General features: G+C 46.1%; 14 protein-coding genes, 1 tRNA gene, 1 other RNA gene and 1 pseudogene. 11 read left to right on the top strand and 6 right to left on the bottom strand.

Annotated elements, in window-relative coordinates:
• Positions 1-29: 29 nt before the first annotated feature.
• Positions 30-389, bottom strand: an RNA gene (rnpB, locus tag LSG37_RS04410) — RNase P RNA component class A.
• 197 nt (positions 390-586) lie between these two features.
• Positions 587-1435: a 16S rRNA (cytidine(1402)-2'-O)-methyltransferase gene (rsmI, locus tag LSG37_RS04405; protein WP_233078723.1), complete on the bottom strand. Its 849-nt coding sequence runs from the start codon at positions 1433-1435 to the stop codon at positions 587-589.
• Between the two features lie 80 nt (positions 1436-1515).
• Between rsmI and LSG37_RS04400 the strand changes: the two genes are divergently transcribed.
• Genes LSG37_RS04400 through dolP form a run of 4 tightly spaced genes read left to right on the top strand, consistent with a single transcriptional unit; the run spans position 1516 to position 4894 of the window.
• A complete protein-coding gene (locus tag LSG37_RS04400; protein WP_233078722.1) occupies positions 1516-3390 on the top strand; it encodes a penicillin-binding protein activator in 1875 nt (624 codons plus the stop codon).
• A complete protein-coding gene (locus LSG37_RS04395) occupies positions 3391-3741 on the top strand; it encodes a YraN family protein (protein ID WP_233078721.1) in 351 nt (116 codons plus the stop codon).
• The gene (locus LSG37_RS04390) at positions 3741-4328 is read left to right on the top strand and encodes a D-sedoheptulose-7-phosphate isomerase (protein ID WP_233078720.1); all 588 of its coding nucleotides are present in this window, start codon (positions 3741-3743) and stop codon (positions 4326-4328) included. Before LSG37_RS04395 ends, LSG37_RS04390 begins: the two co-directional genes overlap by 1 nt.
• A complete protein-coding gene (gene dolP / locus LSG37_RS04385) occupies positions 4328-4894 on the top strand; it encodes a division/outer membrane stress-associated lipid-binding lipoprotein (protein WP_233078719.1) in 567 nt (188 codons plus the stop codon). Before LSG37_RS04390 ends, dolP begins: the two co-directional genes overlap by 1 nt.
• Positions 4895-4933: 39 nt before the next feature.
• Here the strand turns inward: dolP and LSG37_RS04380 are convergent, their stop codons facing one another.
• Positions 4934-6574, bottom strand: a complete 1641-nt coding sequence (locus LSG37_RS04380; protein WP_233078718.1) for a methyl-accepting chemotaxis protein — start codon at positions 6572-6574, stop codon at positions 4934-4936.
• 323 nt (positions 6575-6897) lie between these two features.
• Here LSG37_RS04380 and LSG37_RS04370 point away from each other — a divergent pair.
• A pseudogene (locus tag LSG37_RS04370) lies at positions 6898-7850 on the top strand (porin).
• A gap of 99 nt (positions 7851-7949) precedes the next feature.
• Here LSG37_RS04370 and LSG37_RS04365 read toward each other — a convergent pair.
• Positions 7950-9890, bottom strand: a complete 1941-nt coding sequence (locus tag LSG37_RS04365) for a sensor histidine kinase (protein WP_233078716.1) — start codon at positions 9888-9890, stop codon at positions 7950-7952.
• A gap of 189 nt (positions 9891-10079) precedes the next feature.
• Here LSG37_RS04365 and pyrC point away from each other — a divergent pair, with 189 nt between their 5' ends.
• Positions 10080-11120, top strand: coding sequence for a dihydroorotase (pyrC, locus tag LSG37_RS04360; protein ID WP_233078715.1), 1041 nt, complete (start codon positions 10080-10082; stop codon positions 11118-11120).
• A 57-nt stretch (positions 11121-11177) separates the two neighbouring features.
• Here pyrC and LSG37_RS04355 read toward each other — a convergent pair whose 3' ends face one another.
• Entirely contained in the window at positions 11178-12686 is a 1509-nt protein-coding gene (locus LSG37_RS04355) for a DUF3612 domain-containing protein (protein WP_269836467.1), read from the bottom strand.
• A gap of 145 nt (positions 12687-12831) precedes the next feature.
• Between LSG37_RS04355 and LSG37_RS04350 the strand changes: the two genes are divergently transcribed.
• The gene (locus LSG37_RS04350) at positions 12832-13347 is read left to right on the top strand and encodes an aldolase/citrate lyase/malate synthase family protein (RefSeq protein WP_233078713.1); all 516 of its coding nucleotides are present in this window, start codon (positions 12832-12834) and stop codon (positions 13345-13347) included.
• 276 nt (positions 13348-13623) lie between these two features.
• Positions 13624-14556, top strand: coding sequence for a ZIP family metal transporter (locus LSG37_RS04345; protein ID WP_233078712.1), 933 nt, complete (start codon positions 13624-13626; stop codon positions 14554-14556).
• Positions 14557-14572: 16 nt separating this feature from the next.
• On the opposite strand, the gene ybaK is transcribed toward LSG37_RS04345, so the two are convergent.
• A complete protein-coding gene (ybaK, locus tag LSG37_RS04340; RefSeq protein WP_233078711.1) occupies positions 14573-15049 on the bottom strand; it encodes a Cys-tRNA(Pro) deacylase in 477 nt (158 codons plus the stop codon).
• 187 nt (positions 15050-15236) lie between these two features.
• Here ybaK and LSG37_RS04335 point away from each other — a divergent pair.
• The 3 genes from LSG37_RS04335 to gmtZ all read left to right on the top strand — a co-directional run.
• A tRNA-Arg gene (locus tag LSG37_RS04335) sits at positions 15237-15313 on the top strand.
• A gap of 198 nt (positions 15314-15511) precedes the next feature.
• Entirely contained in the window at positions 15512-16987 is a 1476-nt protein-coding gene (gene gmtY, locus LSG37_RS04330) for a gamma-mobile-trio recombinase GmtY (RefSeq protein WP_233078710.1), read from the top strand.
• A partial coding sequence (gene gmtZ, locus LSG37_RS04325) for a gamma-mobile-trio integrase GmtZ (RefSeq protein ID WP_233078709.1) occupies positions 16984-18396 on the top strand: 1413 nt, incomplete at its 3' end. The genes gmtY and gmtZ, both read left to right, overlap by 4 nt.

The following is an 18396-nucleotide window of genomic DNA, read 5'->3' as shown; positions in this document are numbered from 1 at the left end:
AAAGGCTTGCTAGTCTGATTAAAAAGAAGGTGTGAGTCGGCCCGTTAAGCCGGGTTCTGTCGTGGACAATCATTCCTCTAGGACGTACGTCACCGCACGCCTCAAGCAACCTACCCGCCCCCAACGCGGGCCGCGCCAAAGGGGGCCTATTTGGTCTTGCTCCGAGTGGAGTTTACCGTGCCACGAACTGTTACCAGCCGCGCGGTGCGCTCTTACCGCACCCTTTCACCCTTACCTGATCCCTTGCTTGCGCAAGGGCCATCGGCGGTTTGCTCTCTGTTGCACTAGTCGTCGGCTCGCGCCGCCCAGGCGTTACCTGGCACTCTGCCCTATGGAGCCCGGACTTTCCTCCCCCTGCTTGCGCAGGCAGCGATTGTCTGGGCCAACTCACGGCGCGCATTATACCCTTCTTCCCCGAAGCTGCAAGGTTGTTGGCTGCGTTATGACTATACGGGTGTAGATATAATCACCGGCACGGGCGGGGACAAGCCCACGCCCCTACAAAACCGTCGCGTTGCAACTCCGATGAATTTGGCTAAAGGGGAATAAGGTTTAATCGCCCGGCATTAATTCCAAAGCCAAAAAATTAGTCTTCAGCGCCCCAACTCAACCCCAATTTATACAAGGCATTTTTCTTTTCACCGTGGATCTCTGCTGTTAAAGCCGCTGCTTTTTTCAGTGGTAACTCACTCATCAGCAGCTTCAGAGTTTGCTGAGCTGCCGGGTTAATTTCTTCTTCGGCAGCTAAAGTTGGCGCTATCATTAACACCATTTCGCCCTGACAACGGGCCGGGTCTTCATCTAACCAGGCTGTGATCTCTGCAGCTGTGCCATAGACAAAGTTTTCAAAGGTTTTAGTCAGCTCTTTGGCCAGAACCAGCTCACGTTCTGCACCAAACACCTTCACTACATCTTCTAAACAGTCTTTGATACGACGTGCCGTTTCATAACAAATTAAAGTGCCAACACCTTGTGGAATGGCGCTTAGCACATTTTGGCGTTGCTGACTTTTCGCCGGTAAAAAGCCAATAAAGTGGAATTTATCTGTAGGTAAACCAGCGCAGCACAAGGCGCTGATCAAAGCACAAGGACCAGGGATAGGCACAACACGAACACCGGCGTCACGGCATAACCGCACCAGGCTGTAACCTGGGTCGCTGATCAGCGGTGTGCCTGCATCTGAAATCAAAGCAACATCTTCACCGGCCTGCAGTTTTTGCAATAAAGTGGCGGCACGTTGCTTTTCGTTGTGATCATGCAGCGCCAGCATTTTGGCTGAAATACCTAAGTGGCTGAGCAACTTACCACTGTGTCTGGTATCTTCCGCTGCCACCCAGGCCACAGTGCTTAAGGTTTTAATAGCGCGTTGACTGATGTCGTCTAAATTACCTATGGGCGTGGCTACTATATATAAATTTCCGCTTTGTGCAGTCATATGGCGCTTATTCCGTTGTACTTGAATTACTTTGGCTGGAATTCATTGAGCTTAGGCACGGCACTGAGTAAGATACCTGCATGTTTCCTTCATTGTACCTGTGCATTGTGAAATCCAGCAAACTGAAGCCACTTATTCTTTTGGGCAGCGCCATAGCGTTAGCCAGTTGTTCTTCCACACCAGAGCAGACTGCTCCGGTAAAACGTTCTCCAGTAGTCCAGCCTGCGGTTGAGGCAGAAGATGACGTGGAAATCGTTAAAATCGAACGGCCTTTGTCCGGTGCTGACTTTATTGAACAAGCCGGCCAGCAACAAGGTTCAGAGCAGCAATGGCAATTGCTTGAAGCGGCCAAAGCGCATTTGCAACAAGGTGAAATTGAACAGGCCTTAGCGATAAGCCGTGTGCTGGCGCAACAAGCCACTGCTGAAGTGCAACAAGCCAATTTGTTGCCTTTTTTTCAGGGCCTGATCGCAGCTGATAATCATGAAGATATTCAGAAATTCAGCAATCAGTATGCGGTAAACTCATTCAGAGCTGCAGATAAAACTGCTTATTTACAAAGTCTGGCGCAGTATCAAAGCAGCAGAAGAGAGCCGGAGAATGCGGTAAAAACCTATCTGCAGTTGCTGGTTTTGCAACCTGAACAAAGTTCGTATCAAAGTGCATTGTGGCAACAGCTGGGTATGCTGACACCGGATCAATTACAAAGTCTGAGCCAAAGCGGTGATAACACCACACAAGGCTGGGCTAAGTTATTGCAATTGCATCAACAGCATTTGGGCAACAGAGCAGCTTTAACTCAGGCGATTAGCGACTGGCAGCAGCAATACCCAAACCTGCCGTCTCTGCAGCAGTTACCAGATGACATTCAGCAATTAAGTGCAGTAGATGCCTTTTCACCTAAAACTATTGCAGTCCTGCTGCCTTTTAGCAGCAACTTCCGCCAGCACGCCGAAGCTATTCAACAAGGTATTCTGGCCGCATCTGCCAACCAGCAAGCCCGTTTAATTTTTATCGACAGCCAGACAGATACTGCAGCACTGCAGCAACAACTGGCGGCTGAACAAGTGGATTTTGTCATAGGGCCTTTGCTCAGAGAGCAAGTGGATGCCATTTCACAGCAAGCGGACTGGACCATCCCTACGCTGTTTTTAAATGGTAAAACCGATTTGGTGCAACAATCTGCCGATAAGTTTTATTTTTCCTTAAGTGTGGAAGATGAAGCGCACCAAATGGCGATGCTGTTTAAACAGAAAAATTATAAACAGCCTGTTCTGATGGCTTCCCGTAACCCGTTAAGTCAGCGTATGGCCGAACAATTCAGCCGTGACTGGAAACAAATAGCAGGTAAAGAACCTGAAACCTATTGGTTTGCCGATCAGGCTGGCATTGAAAGCACCATAAAGCAGTTACTGGAAACAGCAGCCAGCGAGCAACGTATTCGTGACATCAGTAAACTTGCTGGCGAAAGTGTCAAAGCTGAACCTCATAGCCGTCAGGATATAGATGCCATTTATTTGCTGGCCGACCCGGCGCAAACCCGTTTGCTGAAACCTTATATCGACGTGTCTGTAGCGCCAACCAAGGTGACTTTGCCGGTTTACGCCAGTTCACGCAGTCATCAGAAATCGGCAGAGTTTACCGATAGGCGCGACTTACAGGGTTTAACTTTTACCGAAATGCCATGGATGCTCAGTACAGGCCAACAACAAGAGTTTCGTCAGCAATTTGAACAGCTGTTTCCACAACAGGATGAAACCCTGCAACGTTTATTTGCTATGGGTTACGACGCCTACCACTTAGTGTACCGTTTAAAGCAGCAGCAACAATTTCCGGCTCTGCGTTATCAGGGCTTAACGGGGAATCTGGCCTTGTCTACAGGCGGACAGGTTCAGCGACAGTTAACCTGGGGTAAATACAGTAAGGATGGTTTGCTGACCCCACGGACGCCTTAAATGAGCAAAAGCACAGGGCAGTTTTATGAACAACAAGCCTTAGTGTTTTTAGAGCAACAAGGCTTACAGCTGGTGCAGCAAAACTACAGTTGTCGCTTTGGTGAAATTGATTTAGTGATGCGAGAACAACAGACGCTGGTATTTGTTGAAGTGAAATTCAGGCGCAGCACCCACTTTGGTGGTGCAGCAGCAGCCGTCACTTCAGCCAAACAGCAAAAATTGAGCCGCACCGCTTTATGTTATTTACAAAGTAATGGCCAGCAGCATTGTCGTTTTGATGTAGTGGCCATTACCGAACAGCCAGCAGATATTCGCTGGATTAAAAACGCTTTTGCAGGAACAGCTAACTAATGCAAGACCATATCAGGCAACTTTTTACTGAAAATATTCAAACCATGATAGCGACAGGCGAAGCTTTGTCTGCCCCTATCGAAAACGCCGCCGTCAGTCTGGTGAACTGCCTGATCAATGGCGGCAAAGTGATTTGTTGTGGTGAAGGTGCGTCTGCAGCTTTAGCCACGCATTTTGCTCAGCTGTTATTGGATCAGTTTGAAGCAGAACGGCCTTGTTTACCGGCTTTTGCCTTGTTAACTAATAATTCCAGCTTACAACCTGGTAATCAGGAGAACCCTGATCATTTGGCCAGGCAGGTCAGGGCTTTAGGCCAGGCCGGCGATGTGCTGGTGGCTATTTCAATGACAGGTGAAGAACATAATCTGATCAAAGCTGTTGAAGCCGCCTTAACCAAAGATATGACAGTGGTGGCTTTAACTGTAGATAACAGTGGGGAATTGTCTGGTTTGCTGGGCAATCAGGATACTGAATTGAAGGTGCCGGCACACAGACCGGCCCGGGTGTTTGAGTGTTATACCTTTTTACTGCATGCGTTATGCGAACTTATCGACATAACTCTGTTTCCGCAACAAGGAGATCTCTGATGTTGAATAAAATAATGCTGGTGTTACTAACGAGCTGGTTATTACAAGGTTGTGCTGCTGCAGTATTGGCAGGCGGAGCTACAGCCGTTAAATCAGCAGGCGATCCACGCACCCTGGGCAGCCAAATTGACGATAAAAGTATTCAAATCAAAGTAAGCCGCTTACTGAGTGAAAACGCGGAGACCAAGGACAAAGGCAATATCAATATGACCAGTTATAACGGCATAGTGCTGTTAACAGGTCAGGTGCCCAATGAACGTGTGCGTGAAGTGGCAGCCGAGATATCCAGAGTGGAAGGTGTGAAAGACGTGCATAACCAACTGCGTGTTGGCAGCGAAATCAGCTTTGGTACAGGCAGCAAAGACAGCTGGCTCACCACCCGTATTAAAAGCAAATTTTTGGCTGATAAAAATGTCAGTGGTTTAAATATCAAAGTCGTGACGGAAAACGGTGAAGTGTTTTTAATGGGTTTAGTCAGTCAGCAAGAAGCGGACAGAGCAGTCAACTTAGCACGTAACGTCGACGGCGTAGCTCGTGTTATAAAAGCTTTTGAATACAAAGACTAATTAAATGGGGGGTGAAAAATCCCCCCCATTGTTAAGCACTTAAACTTTAAAGCGTCTGACCAGATCCATCAAACGTGACGCCATACCTGCCAACTCCTGACTGGCGGCATTGGTCTGATTGGCGCCTGCAGAGGTTTGCACAGCCAAATCTTTAATAGCCACCAGACTGCGGTCTACATCACGGGCCACGTGTGCCTGCTCTTCTGATGCAGTAGCAATCAACATATTACGTTCGTTGATATGGCTGATAGAACTACAAATCTGCTCAAAAGCTAAACCCGCTTTATTGGCCATCTCGACCGTATTGTCAGCCAAACCTGTGCTGGCTTCGATAGAGTGCACAGCCTTCGCAGTGCCCTGACGGATTTGACTAATCAGTTGTTCAATTTCCTGAGTTGAGTTTTGAGTACGATGTGCCAAAGCCCTTACTTCATCAGCCACTACTGCAAAGCCGCGACCTGCATCTCCTGCTCTGGCTGCTTCTATCGCAGCATTTAATGCCAGTAAATTTGTCTGCTCTGCAACGGCCCGGATCACATCCAGCACTGTGCCTATATTGCCAGCCTGCACTGCCAGTTCCTGCACCAGTACAGCTGAGGTTTTCATTTCTGTTGCCATATTACGAGTCTGAGCTATGGTTTGCTTCATTTCGTCAAGGCTGCGACTTGCCAGTTCATTTGAAGCTCTGGAAGCATCAGAAGTGGACAACGCATTTTGTGCTACATCTTCCACCGCAACTGTCATTTCGTTGACTGCAGTAGCTGCCTGTTGCAACTCGGCACTTTGTAAATCCAGCCCTTCGGTGCTTTGTGACGTGACTATACTTAGTTCCTCAGCAGCTGATGCAAGCTGAGTGGCAGTGTTGTTGATCTGACCGATGGTGTCTTTTTGACTCTGCTGCAAAAACTGTAAGCCGGAAAACAACACACCTATTTCATTGGTACTTTCTACGACAATCTGGCTGCTTAAATCACCCTGCGCCATACGCTGGAAATGCACACCTGCCTGTTCAAGCGGTTGTATCAACATGGTTTTAACAAGATACCAACTCATCACTAATGCAATCAGTGACAGCACAAGAAACACTGCACAAAGCACAGCAGTCGCAGTGTATCGCTGTGATGCAACATTCATCAGATTACTGTTCATCGTGTTTGCCCTTTCCACAAACTGAGCAACCAGCTCCTGAGCTTTCACATTGGCATCTCTGGCCTCCAGATTGGCTATCACATAGCTTTCGCTGGTACCGGTTTGCAGTTCTTTTGCGGTTTTTTCCACACTAGCGAAATAGATAGCAAAAGCGCTTTGCATTTCTCTGACCAGCTCTTTTTTCTCGCCTTTTAAACCTAACTCTGCAAATGTATTGAACTTATCAACCGCTTCTTTCAGAAACTTTTCAGCGCGCTGCGCACTAACCTGAGCCTTGTCGTTTTGGCCACCTTCTTTTTCAATAAAGCCACCAGCCAAGGCTAACCTGCTGCGTAAAATCAAACCATACACATCGCTGATAGGGTTGACCTGCAATGCTGAAAGTTCATATAAATCAACCATACCTTTTTCACTGGCTTTCGCACTATTCCATGAGTAAAAACTCAAGACAACCAGACCTACAGTGAACAGAAGAAGAATAGATAAGATAATGTTTTTTAAAGATATATTTTTGAAAATTTTGGATCCCATAACTGTGAGTAAAACCGTTAAACACAAAAAGATTTTTGCACTGAATAACTATCATTGAGCTGTATAGCCTGACGCTGGGCAGGCACAAAGAATGGTAAAGTATTGGAAATATAGAACATAAAGTTGGACAATATAAATTCGTATCCGCTATTTATCTATTTTATTGAAAAAAACTGCAAAACTTTGACGTAGTTCGTTTTATCCGCTAGAACCCTATAAAGCTATTCACTTTTACAGGTAACAGGGTAACTTATACATTTTTTGATTCAGGCCGCATCAGACCTGCCTAACCTATAAAAACAAAGTGATTTTGGAGACGAATTGTGAACATAAAACATTACAGTGCTATTAGTTGTTTATTGCTGCTCAGTCACAATACCCAGGCTTTTGAATGGGATGTTTATGGCAAGCTTGATCTCCAGGCTTTATATGTTGATGAAGGCTTGTATCGCTACTCAGATCAAGGCCTACAACTTGAAGCTCCCTTTACCCGGCTTGGATTTAAAGCCAGCCATGATCTAACCGACAACCTGAAACTGATTATGGTGTACGAATGGCAGGTCAATGGCCTGGATGACGCCAACAAAGATCACAGACTCGGTAGTCGTAATACTTATATCGGCGTCGCAGGTAACTGGGGGAGCTGGTTTTTGGTAAAAATGATACCCGCTTTAAAAAGTCCGAAGGCAAAATTGATTTATTTAATGAAACCTTAAATGACATAGGGCAATTAACTGCGGGTCAGGACCGGCTGGAAAACATCATTGGTTATCAGAGTCCGGTGATCAATGGCTTTCAGTGGTCTGCCACTTACCAGACAGGAGTCAGTGATGAAATAGCTGGTGGTTATGACTGGACCCTGAGTTATGGTGATGCCAGCTTCAAAAACTATCCTTATTACATTGCCTATAGCCAGACACATGAACTCAACAATCTGGATGCACAGCGAGTTCTGATCAATGGCAAAATTGCCGAATTGAATAATGGTAAATTGTCCGCAGGTTTATTATTACAGCGCACTGAACACGTCACCCGCAATGTTGAAGGAGATGCGATTATGGCGCAACTGGCTTACCAGCTTGAGGCTATGACTTATAAACTGCAGTGGCAACGTGATGACAGCAAACTACGTCATCCCGAGACAGGCACTTTGGTCAGCGCTGGTTTAGACTTCGCATGGAGCAAGGAGCTGACGGTTTACACCATGATATCAGCCCTTGATTTTGAATCGGAAAATGATAGCTCTGCCGCTTTAGGCTTTAAGTATCATTTTTAAAACCCTGTTCGCTCCCCCAGTTTAAAAAAGCATGTTTGACAACCGTCATACATGCTTTTTTATAAGCCATCACATAGAGAAAAATCAGAAGTACAACTGTTATTCCAGAGACAATTCTGTGGCCAGCGGTAAGGTAAAATAAAAACAAGCGCCACCGGAATTAGCACGCTGGTAACCAATATCCCCCCGCATGGCTTTAATCAGATCTTTGCAAATAGCCAGGCCAAGTCCGGTACCTGCCACTTGCCTGCGATCCGATGAATCGGCCTGAGAAAACTTCTCAAATAATCTGGGTTCAAAGCTTTCAGAAACACCAGGCCCCTGATCAATGACAGAGACTCTGACTGTTTTGGCAGACAACTCCATAGTCACCTGCACCGAAGCGCCTGCAGGTGAATGCCGAATCGCATTAGCCAGTAAATTGGCCATGACTTGCTGCACTCTGACTTCGTCCACTTCCACCCATAAATCATCTTGCTCAGCAGACAACAACTTCAGTTCGACCTGGCGCTGAAAGGCGACTGGCTGGTTCAACTCTATAGCTTGCCTGAGTAATGCAGCCAAAGGCCAGAGCCTTAACTTAAACTGCATTTTGTTGACGGCAAGTTTTTCGATATCCAGCAAATCGTTGATAAGTTTGCCTAATCGTTGACTGTTTTGCTGTGCCAGAGTCAGCATATGCAGCTGCTTGTCATTCAGCGCCCCTAAAGCGCCACCTACAGCCAAACCTAAAGCCCCACTGATGGCGGTCAAGGGGGTGCGCAATTCGTGGCTGACGGTAGAGACAAAATCGTTTTTTAACTGTTCTACTTTTTTTCGCTCCGAAATATCACGAATAAGCCAGACATAACGTGATTTTCCCTGATGTTCGGTGCTGTTACGTGATAAGTCCATAGCGAAAATCTCACCGCTGTAACGTAGCCCCTGCAATTCCACTGCAGCACCTTCGCCCGGACTGAGAGTTGCCAATACCCCGGCTTGTCCGGGCGCTAACAGCATACTAAAAGGTTGCCCGGTTAGTTGCTGAGGTAAATAACCAAACACAGTGCTGACAGCGCTGTTGACCCTATCTATAGTGCCATCCAGATCAGTGGTCACTATGACATCCAATACACTGTTCATAATTCGGCGAGAGTACATTTCATTGTCTTGTAAGGCATCGGCGAATAAAGCACTGCGCCGGTAAGAGTGCAGTAACCAGGCCAGCATCAGACAAAACACGATGGACAGCGATGCCCCTGATAAACGCCATTGCCACAAGCCCCAACCTGTAGCTTCATCCATAAAGCGCACCGCAATTTGCCATTGTGCGCCTTTGATATTTAAATCCAGGATCAGCGCTTCTTCACTGAATAAATCCGAATAACCAAATAACGCCTGACCAGAGCCAGCGCTTTTTTCCCGGATCCCCACCTGAACCTGATAACTGTTGGCTTGCTGTAGCAGCATCTGATTAAAAGCAGATAAATCCAATACTGTACTGATAATGCCCCAGTAACTTCCATCGTTCAGAAATAACGGCAGTCGGTACACATAACCATCCCCGCCCTGAACAAGAGCTACAGGACCAACTAATCTGGGTTCTTTGGCGTCTATTAGTTGTTTAATGTCAGGCCATTGTTGCGTTAAATTCTGGTAGTTCAGGCCCAAAGCTCTTTCATTGCCCTGCACCGGATAAATCAGGGTTAACACATTACCAGGAGCCAAACCTATGTTGCGGATGTGCTTGCCCTGCTCCAGCAAACTTTGCAGCAAAAATAACATTTCTTTCTCGGCCAGCTTGCCGTCACTGGCCCGGATATGAGAGGCCAAACCAAGGCTCATATACAGCGAGGTATTTAATTCAGATTCGACAAAAGAACGGAGCTGACCTGATAAGCCAACTAATTGCTGCAGCGCCTGATTTTGCCGCTGTTCCACCAGTTGCCGGGCCTGATACTCGGTAATAATTGCGGCACAAAACAAACAAAAAAGCGGCACTACCCATTGCCATGGCAGCAGCCAGTGAGATTGTTGTTTTAATGCATTGCTCTGTTCCATGGTTCGTAACCTGTTGAACATCTTCTGTTATCGTCAGTGACTATAACCCATACAGCAACTATTACTCTATGCCTCAATCACAGAGAACAACAGAATAAAAGTTTAGCCTGCTGTGCTGAGTATCCCGCAGAGCCGTGTTAAACTGCCACGCCCTGACGGCATGACACTGCATCAGTAGAGGAGAGCGCTGTGACTGAATTAATTCTGCAAACCCCGGACGACTGGCACCTACATTTTCGCGATGGCGATATGCTTAAAGAGACAGTGGCAGCCACTGCCCGTTGTTTCAAACGCGCTATAGTGATGCCAAACCTTGTGCCTCCAGTAACCAATGCCTCTGAAGCCTTAGCCTACAAAGAACGTATTCTGGCCGCCCGCCCTGCAGGCAGCAGTTTTGAGCCGCTGATGGTGTTGTATTTAACAGACCAAACGTCAGCTGAAGACATCAAAGCCGCCAAAGCTGCAGGTGTAGTGGCTGCTAAATTGTATCCGGCAGGCGCGACAACCAATTCTCATTCTGGTGTCAGCAGTTTAAGCAAACTTTATCCTGTGCTGGAAGTGATGGCAGAACAACAAATGCTGTTATTGGTGCACGGTGAAGTGACAGATAGCCATATCGATATTTTTGACCGTGAAAAAGTCTTTATCGATCAGCATTTAACTCAGCTGATAAACACCATTCCTGGCTTAAAAGTGGTGTTTGAACATATCACCACAGCCGATGCGGTTGAGTTTGTTAAAGCAGCGCCAGATCGTGTTGCAGCCACCATTACGCCTCAGCATTTATTACTAAACCGCAACGATATGTTAGTGGGTGGTGTACGGCCGCATAACTACTGCCTGCCGGTACTCAAACGCCGCACGCATCAGGAAGCTTTACGTGCTGTGGTTGCCAGTGGCAACAGCAAATTTTTCTTAGGCACAGATTCAGCCCCACACGCCAAACACCGTAAAGAAGCTGCTTGTGGTTGTGCCGGTTGTTATAGCGCCTGGAGTGCCATTGAGCTGTACGCTCAGGTATTTGAAGACTTAGGTTGCCTAGACAAGTTAGAAGGTTTCGCCAGCCACTATGGCCCGGACTTTTACAACCTGCCACGCAACAGCGGTACCATCACCTTAGTGAAACAAGACTGGACAGTGCCAGCGGAAATCACCTTACCTGATGGCAGCCCTATAGTGCCGTTTTTCGCTGAGCAGCAATTAAGCTGGCAGTTGAAGAAAGGTTTATAAACTTATCAAGGGGCCAGTTTGGCCCCTTTTTTCTGCTCACTTACTTTTTTCTAGGTTTTATTTCGCAGAGCAGTGCTGATAACAGCCAGGTTCGCGTGGGCAGTGATTGCCGCGTGAGCAAATCAGCTGGGCTGGTTTATCTAAACTGCGGGCCACCCAGTTAATATTCAAAATATTCGACACTGTAGTTAAAGTAGACCGAATAGCTTTAGGCACCACAGCAGATCCTCCCTGACTGCGGCACAATTGTTTTAACTCCTGCGCCATAGTGTCCACATCCATACCCTGAGCTTCAATAGCCGGATTTAAATCTATACCGGCACAAAGTACATGGGCATTGCCCGCTAAATCCGACACTTTGGTTGATTCGCAACAATAAATCCTCGGTTGACCCTGTACGTCCAAAATAGACAACTGTGCTGAATGCGCCGACTCAGCCGCCTCAAACATGCGAAATACTGCCCAGTGCTGACAAGGATCTTCCACCTGCCGCATATTGCCCCAAGGCAGCGGAATTCCATTACCACGGTACACTGCCTTCAATTTACCCGGTGTATAAGCATCAAAATAATGCCAATGACTATAAGGTGACACCGCCGTCATACGACGCATAGCAACAGAGGCAGACACACCAGCTAAATGATGTGAACTGATTTCATAGCCTTGTTTATCCAGCAACTGGCGAAACGGCATTTTAGGACACAACAAAGCACCAGCAAAAAAGCTTGATTCAAAGTCACGCCAGGCATGCAAAATATCCTGTGGTGCTACGGCGCTATCGTCCGTTGGCACGGATTCAAAAGCACCACCTACCATCATGCCGCTTTTCACACCATCTTTGTTATGCAACACCGCATGACCAATATGCACGGCCAGCTCGTACTTCAGCCGGGTAGGCCACTGCTGCAGCAACTTATTTAAATGCAAAGTTGCGGGCGGTAAGAAATACGAAGTGGGTACGTTTTTCGACAAGACACCCAGCTCATCCAGTACTTCTTTTGGCGTTTGCTCAAACCAGCACACCTTCAAACCAAGTTGCTGCACTATCTGCATTAAATCTTCTACCGACAAAGGCATTCGTTTCAGCCCTACTTCTTCAGCAGCCCTTTCCAGCTCAGGGAAATGGTTTTGATGATGCTCCTGATGCGCGCGAATAAGCAGCTGGGCAAACTGGCGACCACTGATGCCGGTTTGGGACAACATCTCCGGAATAGCAATTTGCAGAATGTCATTGGAAAACAAAAAGCCAGGCTCCAGCGCCATACCAGATACGCCGCCCCTGCTACCTTTTTGTGGTGTGATATCCAGTTGCTGCTCTTCGCCATCCAGAAACCATTCGACTTCTTTTTGAAACACTTCGGCAATCACCTGCAACATATCCAAGCTTGGAACCCGTTTTCCGCGCTCAATCATCGACAAATAAGACACAGACGGCGCGTACTCAGAGTTCACTCTGATGCAACGGGTCGACAAGTCTTCCATTGTTAAATTATTCCGTTTCCGCAAGTTTCTGATCTTAGTACCAAGGAAATGCGACTTTCTGAGTAAACTTTTATTAGCTGTCATTTTGTAAAATTCACACTGTGAAGTTTTTATTGTGAAATTATTCAGAAAACTAACATAGACTAAATATCAAGCAACATCAATGCTGCTTTACTGGCCCTACAGCCTTAAGAACTTATTAAAAGCAACAAACAACAGGACAGAAATCATGAACATGACAGCAACCCAAAACTCACACCAGGACCATGATATCCGGGAAGAGATCAGCTACATCGCCGGGCTGAACCAGAGTCATGTCCGTCAGATCATGGATTACTCCAAAGCCTTCCTTGATAAAGTTTTTCCACTAGACCGCGGCTCTCACAAAGACGTTTGCAGTTATGTGGTGTATTACCAGCATGTATTGGCGTTTTTTGCCGACGGCAGCAACAGCGGTTTAAAAACACCAGCGCAGTTTGTCGCTTTTGGTGGTCATCCAGAGCAGCCTCAGTCCTTGCTGTTAAAAGATGGCGAACGCCATGTCGAATTATTGTTTTGCCATAAAGGAGCTCATGGTTCCCTGGATAAAGCTGGTATTGAAGATATTCAGTTGCAGCTGACAGGTGAGCAGGCTGGCTGGTTCAGCATGATCCGCGGTAATGCTCAGGCTCAGCCTTGTGTAGCCAGTACACAAAATAGTCCATGTTTTCGTGCAAAAGATGGTGGCGATTACCGCTTAAATTAGTTATAACTAACACAGTTGATTTTTAAACTCTGGGCAGCTTGCCTTACGGGTATGCAAATTTGCCAAACCTGATAAAAATCAGGGGCAAAACGAATAAAAACAACAGGGGACGATAGACGTCGACGGGGAGAAAAAGGCCAGCAAATCGCTGGCCTTTTTTATTTTTCTTTAAGCACAGCAGCAACTTAAGTCCGAAACCATACTCTGAACAAAGTCTTATTGCAGTTTAAAACCGAACTTGATTAACTAAGACACTAATTCACTAAAGGGCAGAGCATGAACGAAAAAACCTTATCCATAAGTTCAGACTGGCTAAGTGAACTCAAACAACATGCCAGCGAACACAAGTTGGCCGCTGTGGGTTTAGCTTTAGGTTTATTCGCCGTATTGGTGCTGCTGGCGCAGAGCATAGTGCACTTGTCCAACTCCCCCTCATCCGACAATTTACAAATGGCCCTACTGGGCGGCACTGCAGGTTTTGTTGCCACCACTTTAGGTGCTTTACCCGCTTTGTTTTTACGCAGTTTGCCTCAGGCCATGGAAGACAGTTTATTAGGCATAGCAGCCGGCATGATGCTGGCTGCCAGTGCTTTTTCCTTGTTATTACCCGGTATTGAAGCAGGCACCGAGTTATTTCAAAGCGACACTTTAGGCGCTTTGGTGGTAGTTTTTGGCATGTCGTTAGGCGTATTGCTGATGCTGGGCCTTGACGCTTTCACCCCACACGAACACGACAAAACCGGCCCTTGTGGTCCGGGTTTCCAAGCCTGTGACCGTATCTGGTTATTCGTATTTGCCATAGCCCTACATAACTTACCCGAAGGTATGGCGGTAGGCGTAAGCTTCGCCAATGGTGATATGTCGGTTGGCTTACCGCTGGCCACAGCCATAGCGCTGCAGGATATTCCAGAAGGTTTAGCTGTGGCTTTATCCTTGCGAGCTGCAGGTTTTAAACCAGGTTTTGCCGTTTTTGTTGCAGCAGCAAGCGGTATTTTAGAGCCTATAGGGGCTTTAATAGGCGTAGGTTTATCCAGCGGCTTTGCCATAGCTTACCCTATGGGTTTAGGCTTGGCCGCAGGCGCTATGATTTTTGTGGTGTCTCACGAAGTGATCCCTGAGACTCACCGCAACGGTCATCAAACTGCAGCCACTTTAGGCTTAATGGTCGGCTTTGCAGTGATGATGGTGTTAGATACCACGCTCGGTTAAGACTTAGGCTTAACTCTTAACCGTCGTGTTGACATAAGCTCACCAGCTTAGCTTTCAGGCAAGCCTGCAGATCCGCAGGCTTCAGCCCTATCTCCAGCCCTCTTTTACCAGCACTGACATAAATAGTTTCAAAAGCCGCAGCCGACTGATCAATGAAACTGCGTAACAGCTTTTTTTGCCCAAGCGGACTGACACCACCCAACACATAACCACTACTGCGCTCGACATCAGCAGCTGCAGCCATAGCAGCCTTTTTGGCACCCGCAGCTTTGGCCAGCTGTTTCATATTCAGCAGTTGATCAACTGGCACTATGGCGGTAACAAGTTCTTTGCCATCCAAAGCCGCCACTAAGGTTTTAAAGACGTGAGCCGGAGCCAAACCCAATTTAGTCGCAGCTTCCAGACCATAAGATTCAGCGTGAGGGTCGTGCTGATACTCCAGCACCTGATGCGGCACTTTGAGTTTTTTCAGCAGCAAAACAGCGGGAGTCATCAATTTCTCCGGTACAACCCTTATAGTTCGTTCATTAATCTACGAAATGCACACACAAACAACCAGCGTTTTTTCGCCGCAACTTATACTATTGGTCAATTTTTGTGCCGTTAAACCCCAGCAACAGAATTAGGCCAAATGCTGGCTGGACAATAATCACAAAGCCCCATAAAATGGCCGCCGTTGCGCACCCGTAGCTCAGCTGGATAGAGCGCTGCCCTCCGGAGGCAGAGGTCCCGCGTTCGAATCGCGGCGGGTGCACCACAAAACATTAAAACCACCTTTTTAGGTGGTTTTTGTGTTTGTCGTTTTAAGCATAAGTTATATCTATAGCTCTAAAAGCTATACCAATACTAAACATTACTGCCCTAATTAGTCATTACTTCAATAATCTTACAAACTAGATCAATAGCAGAATTTGCACTATATCTACTAATTACCACTGGTTAGGCATGGTGCAAGATGATCACGTTGCTTAAGACTCAGGCAAAAATCAGAGTTGATAATACTGGGGCATTGTTGAATGTGCCAGTATTGCTCACTGAGCATGGTGTCTTTGAGCCTTTACTTGACTACATTATTAGCCAATTCAACAACCGTAGCCTTCCCTGGATGAATCGGGTAGTCTTTTCATGTCAGTTGTTACTTGAGTACATGGAAGCTAATCGGGGTTTGTTTTCTGAACCCAGCCTACTTTTCCAATATTTTGTACAGCGTTTGTCTAATGGCACCATTGATGAGTTTGGTTATGATCCTTCCGGTCTGTTTTGGTTGCCACGAAAAGCATCAAACGTAAATCAGATCCTTTCCTCATTAAACGGTTTAACAGACTGGTTAGTAAGACATAACAAAACAGAAACTTTAAACCCATTTGAAGAAGTATCCTCTCATCAAGAGCGCCTTAACTATGCTTCTTGGCATAAGAAAAACCAGTACAACTTTCTTGGTCATATCAAACCTCAAGGTCTGTCAGACTTAATGCGAAAGGCTCGGAAAGTCCGAGGGAAAAAGGATGTCATAAAAGTTGATAGCGATGCTATTTCTTTTCCAGAACAGTTATTTAAGACATTTTTCATTGATGGGATTGGTCGTGCGAAAGACCGTCGTATTGCAATAAGAGAACAACTAATTCTGCTGTTAATGCATGGAGCAGGCACTCGTGAAAGCGATACTCTGCATCTATGGGTCGATGATGTGTTTGAAGACCCAATGAACAGTGAAAGCGTCATTGTTCGGCTATACCATCCTGAAGATGGTAAAGCACCCAATAAGTGGATTGGCAGAAAAAAACAGAGTACACGCGCAGCTTATCTTGCTGAAAAATATCATTTGATCCCAAGAAACAGGCTAACAGGTACATCGCGGGTAGGTTGGAAAACACGGGTTGTCGATCACGATGATAACTATATTCAATTGCACTGGTTTCCATCTTATTACGGAGAGATTTTTGCATACCTATGGAGGCAATATCTATTGTATCTATTACCTCTGGAACGAAACCATCCTTATGCATTTGTGTCATTTTCTAAGGAATCTTTAGGTAAGCCATTAACTCTGAATGCTTTCAACCAGAGCTATAAATCTGCTTTAGCGAGAGTCAACCACGTAGTATCAAAGTCTGAAGGTAGATCACCTCATGGCCACCGACACGCTTATGGGAGACGTATGGCAAACGCTGGCATTGACCCCAGATTTATTAAAAAGGCTCTTCACCATTCATCTCTTCTGTCTCAAACCGTGTATACCCAACCAAGTGTTCGTGAAGTCTCATTAGCTTGTGAGCGTGCAACCAAAAATCTTGAAGGAAACCATCACACCGCATTTCGTGAAGATGTCGAGCTAAGCTGGAGTGCCATCATGGAGCGAGGGTTTGAAGATATTGACCCTGACGGTTTGTTTTCTGGACGTTCTCCAAGGTTCAGGAAGCCATCATTATGAAATCGACAGATTATGAGTTTCTTTGGTTTACAAAGAAGAATGGTTCCGGCTGGGACACATGGCGCGAACTTGCTGCAACATGGTTGAAGCAAACAGACTATGGGATCGATCACAAACGTAATGCCTTAAACCGATTTCTGGATAAATATTTGGTCAGCCACTTTATTACTGACCCTGTAGAGCTATTTGAAACTGAGAAACAGGATTATGAGCAATTCCTCAGTACACTTAACTTATCTGAGGCATATCGTGTCCGACAAAATAATGAAGTATGTAATTTCATTGACTGGGTGATTGGAACTTACTACTCCCAACCTGACGATAACGGCAATATGGTCGCTATGTTTCGAAATCCCTTTGAGAAGGGTATTAACCCTATTAAAGAGCAAGAAACGGTCTATAACGCACTCCCTTATACTTACATCAAACAGCTTCGAAACACGCTATGTCCGGTTGATCGAGGTCATTTCTCTGACTGGCAATGGGCCATTAAGCGGTGTGATGTATTTATGGAGAATGGCCGTCATTCAAGAGATTGGATTGTGGTTGATGAAGACTTTATTAACAAAGCGGACCCTGACTGTGTTTGGCGGGAAATAAAATTAGAAAGTGGACGCTACATTAGAATCAACGGCGTGCTTAAGTCCTATAAAGCAGGAGATAGTGTTTTTGTCATCTGGTCACCAGTGCGGGCTATGGCACTTTATATCAAGCTTCAATTACCTTTACGTACATTCCAGGTCAGAATGCTTGATTCGGGTGAAGCAGATACATGGCGGTATCACCAAAGTAGATGGGTTAAAAACACAGTTAACAGCTTTGTCGAAGGTAACGAGAAAAGACCTTGGCAAAAGGGAGTATTTCGCCGTATTACAACACCAGATATTGGTGACTTGATGACTGGACTTTACATCAATACTAACAAAACAGCGGACAGGAACAAAGACGAGTTAACACGCGGGTACATTATTCCATGGCAGCATGAACTCGTATTGTACTGGCTAGAGAAGCTAAGGAACTGGCAGGAAAAATACAATCCTATCTCCAAGCCAACATCGATCTATGAATTAGATTTCAAGCACTTTGGCAGCACAAAAACGAAGACTCAACGTAATGAGATTGGCGATATATGTTTCCTCTTTCGACATGCGGCTGCACCTACTCGCAGTGATCGAGCAATGCCTGTGACCACAGGTTTTTTACACACGCTCTGGGCGGAGTTAATGGGACAATTGGAAAGTGACGTCTATGAAAAAGGTCACCGTTTATCTGATGGACGCAAAGTGCTTTTCGTTGATCCTATTAATCCCCGAAAAACGCTTTTTCCCCTGCACTCATTGAGGGTTTCTTTAATCACCTGCTATACGATAGAGGGGGAAATACCCACTCCAGTTTTATCTAAGCTGCTA

Source organism: Rheinheimera soli, assembly GCF_021290985.1.
GTDB lineage: Bacteria > Pseudomonadota > Gammaproteobacteria > Enterobacterales > Alteromonadaceae > Pararheinheimera > Pararheinheimera soli.
This window is presented reverse-complemented; position numbering and strand designations above follow the sequence as displayed.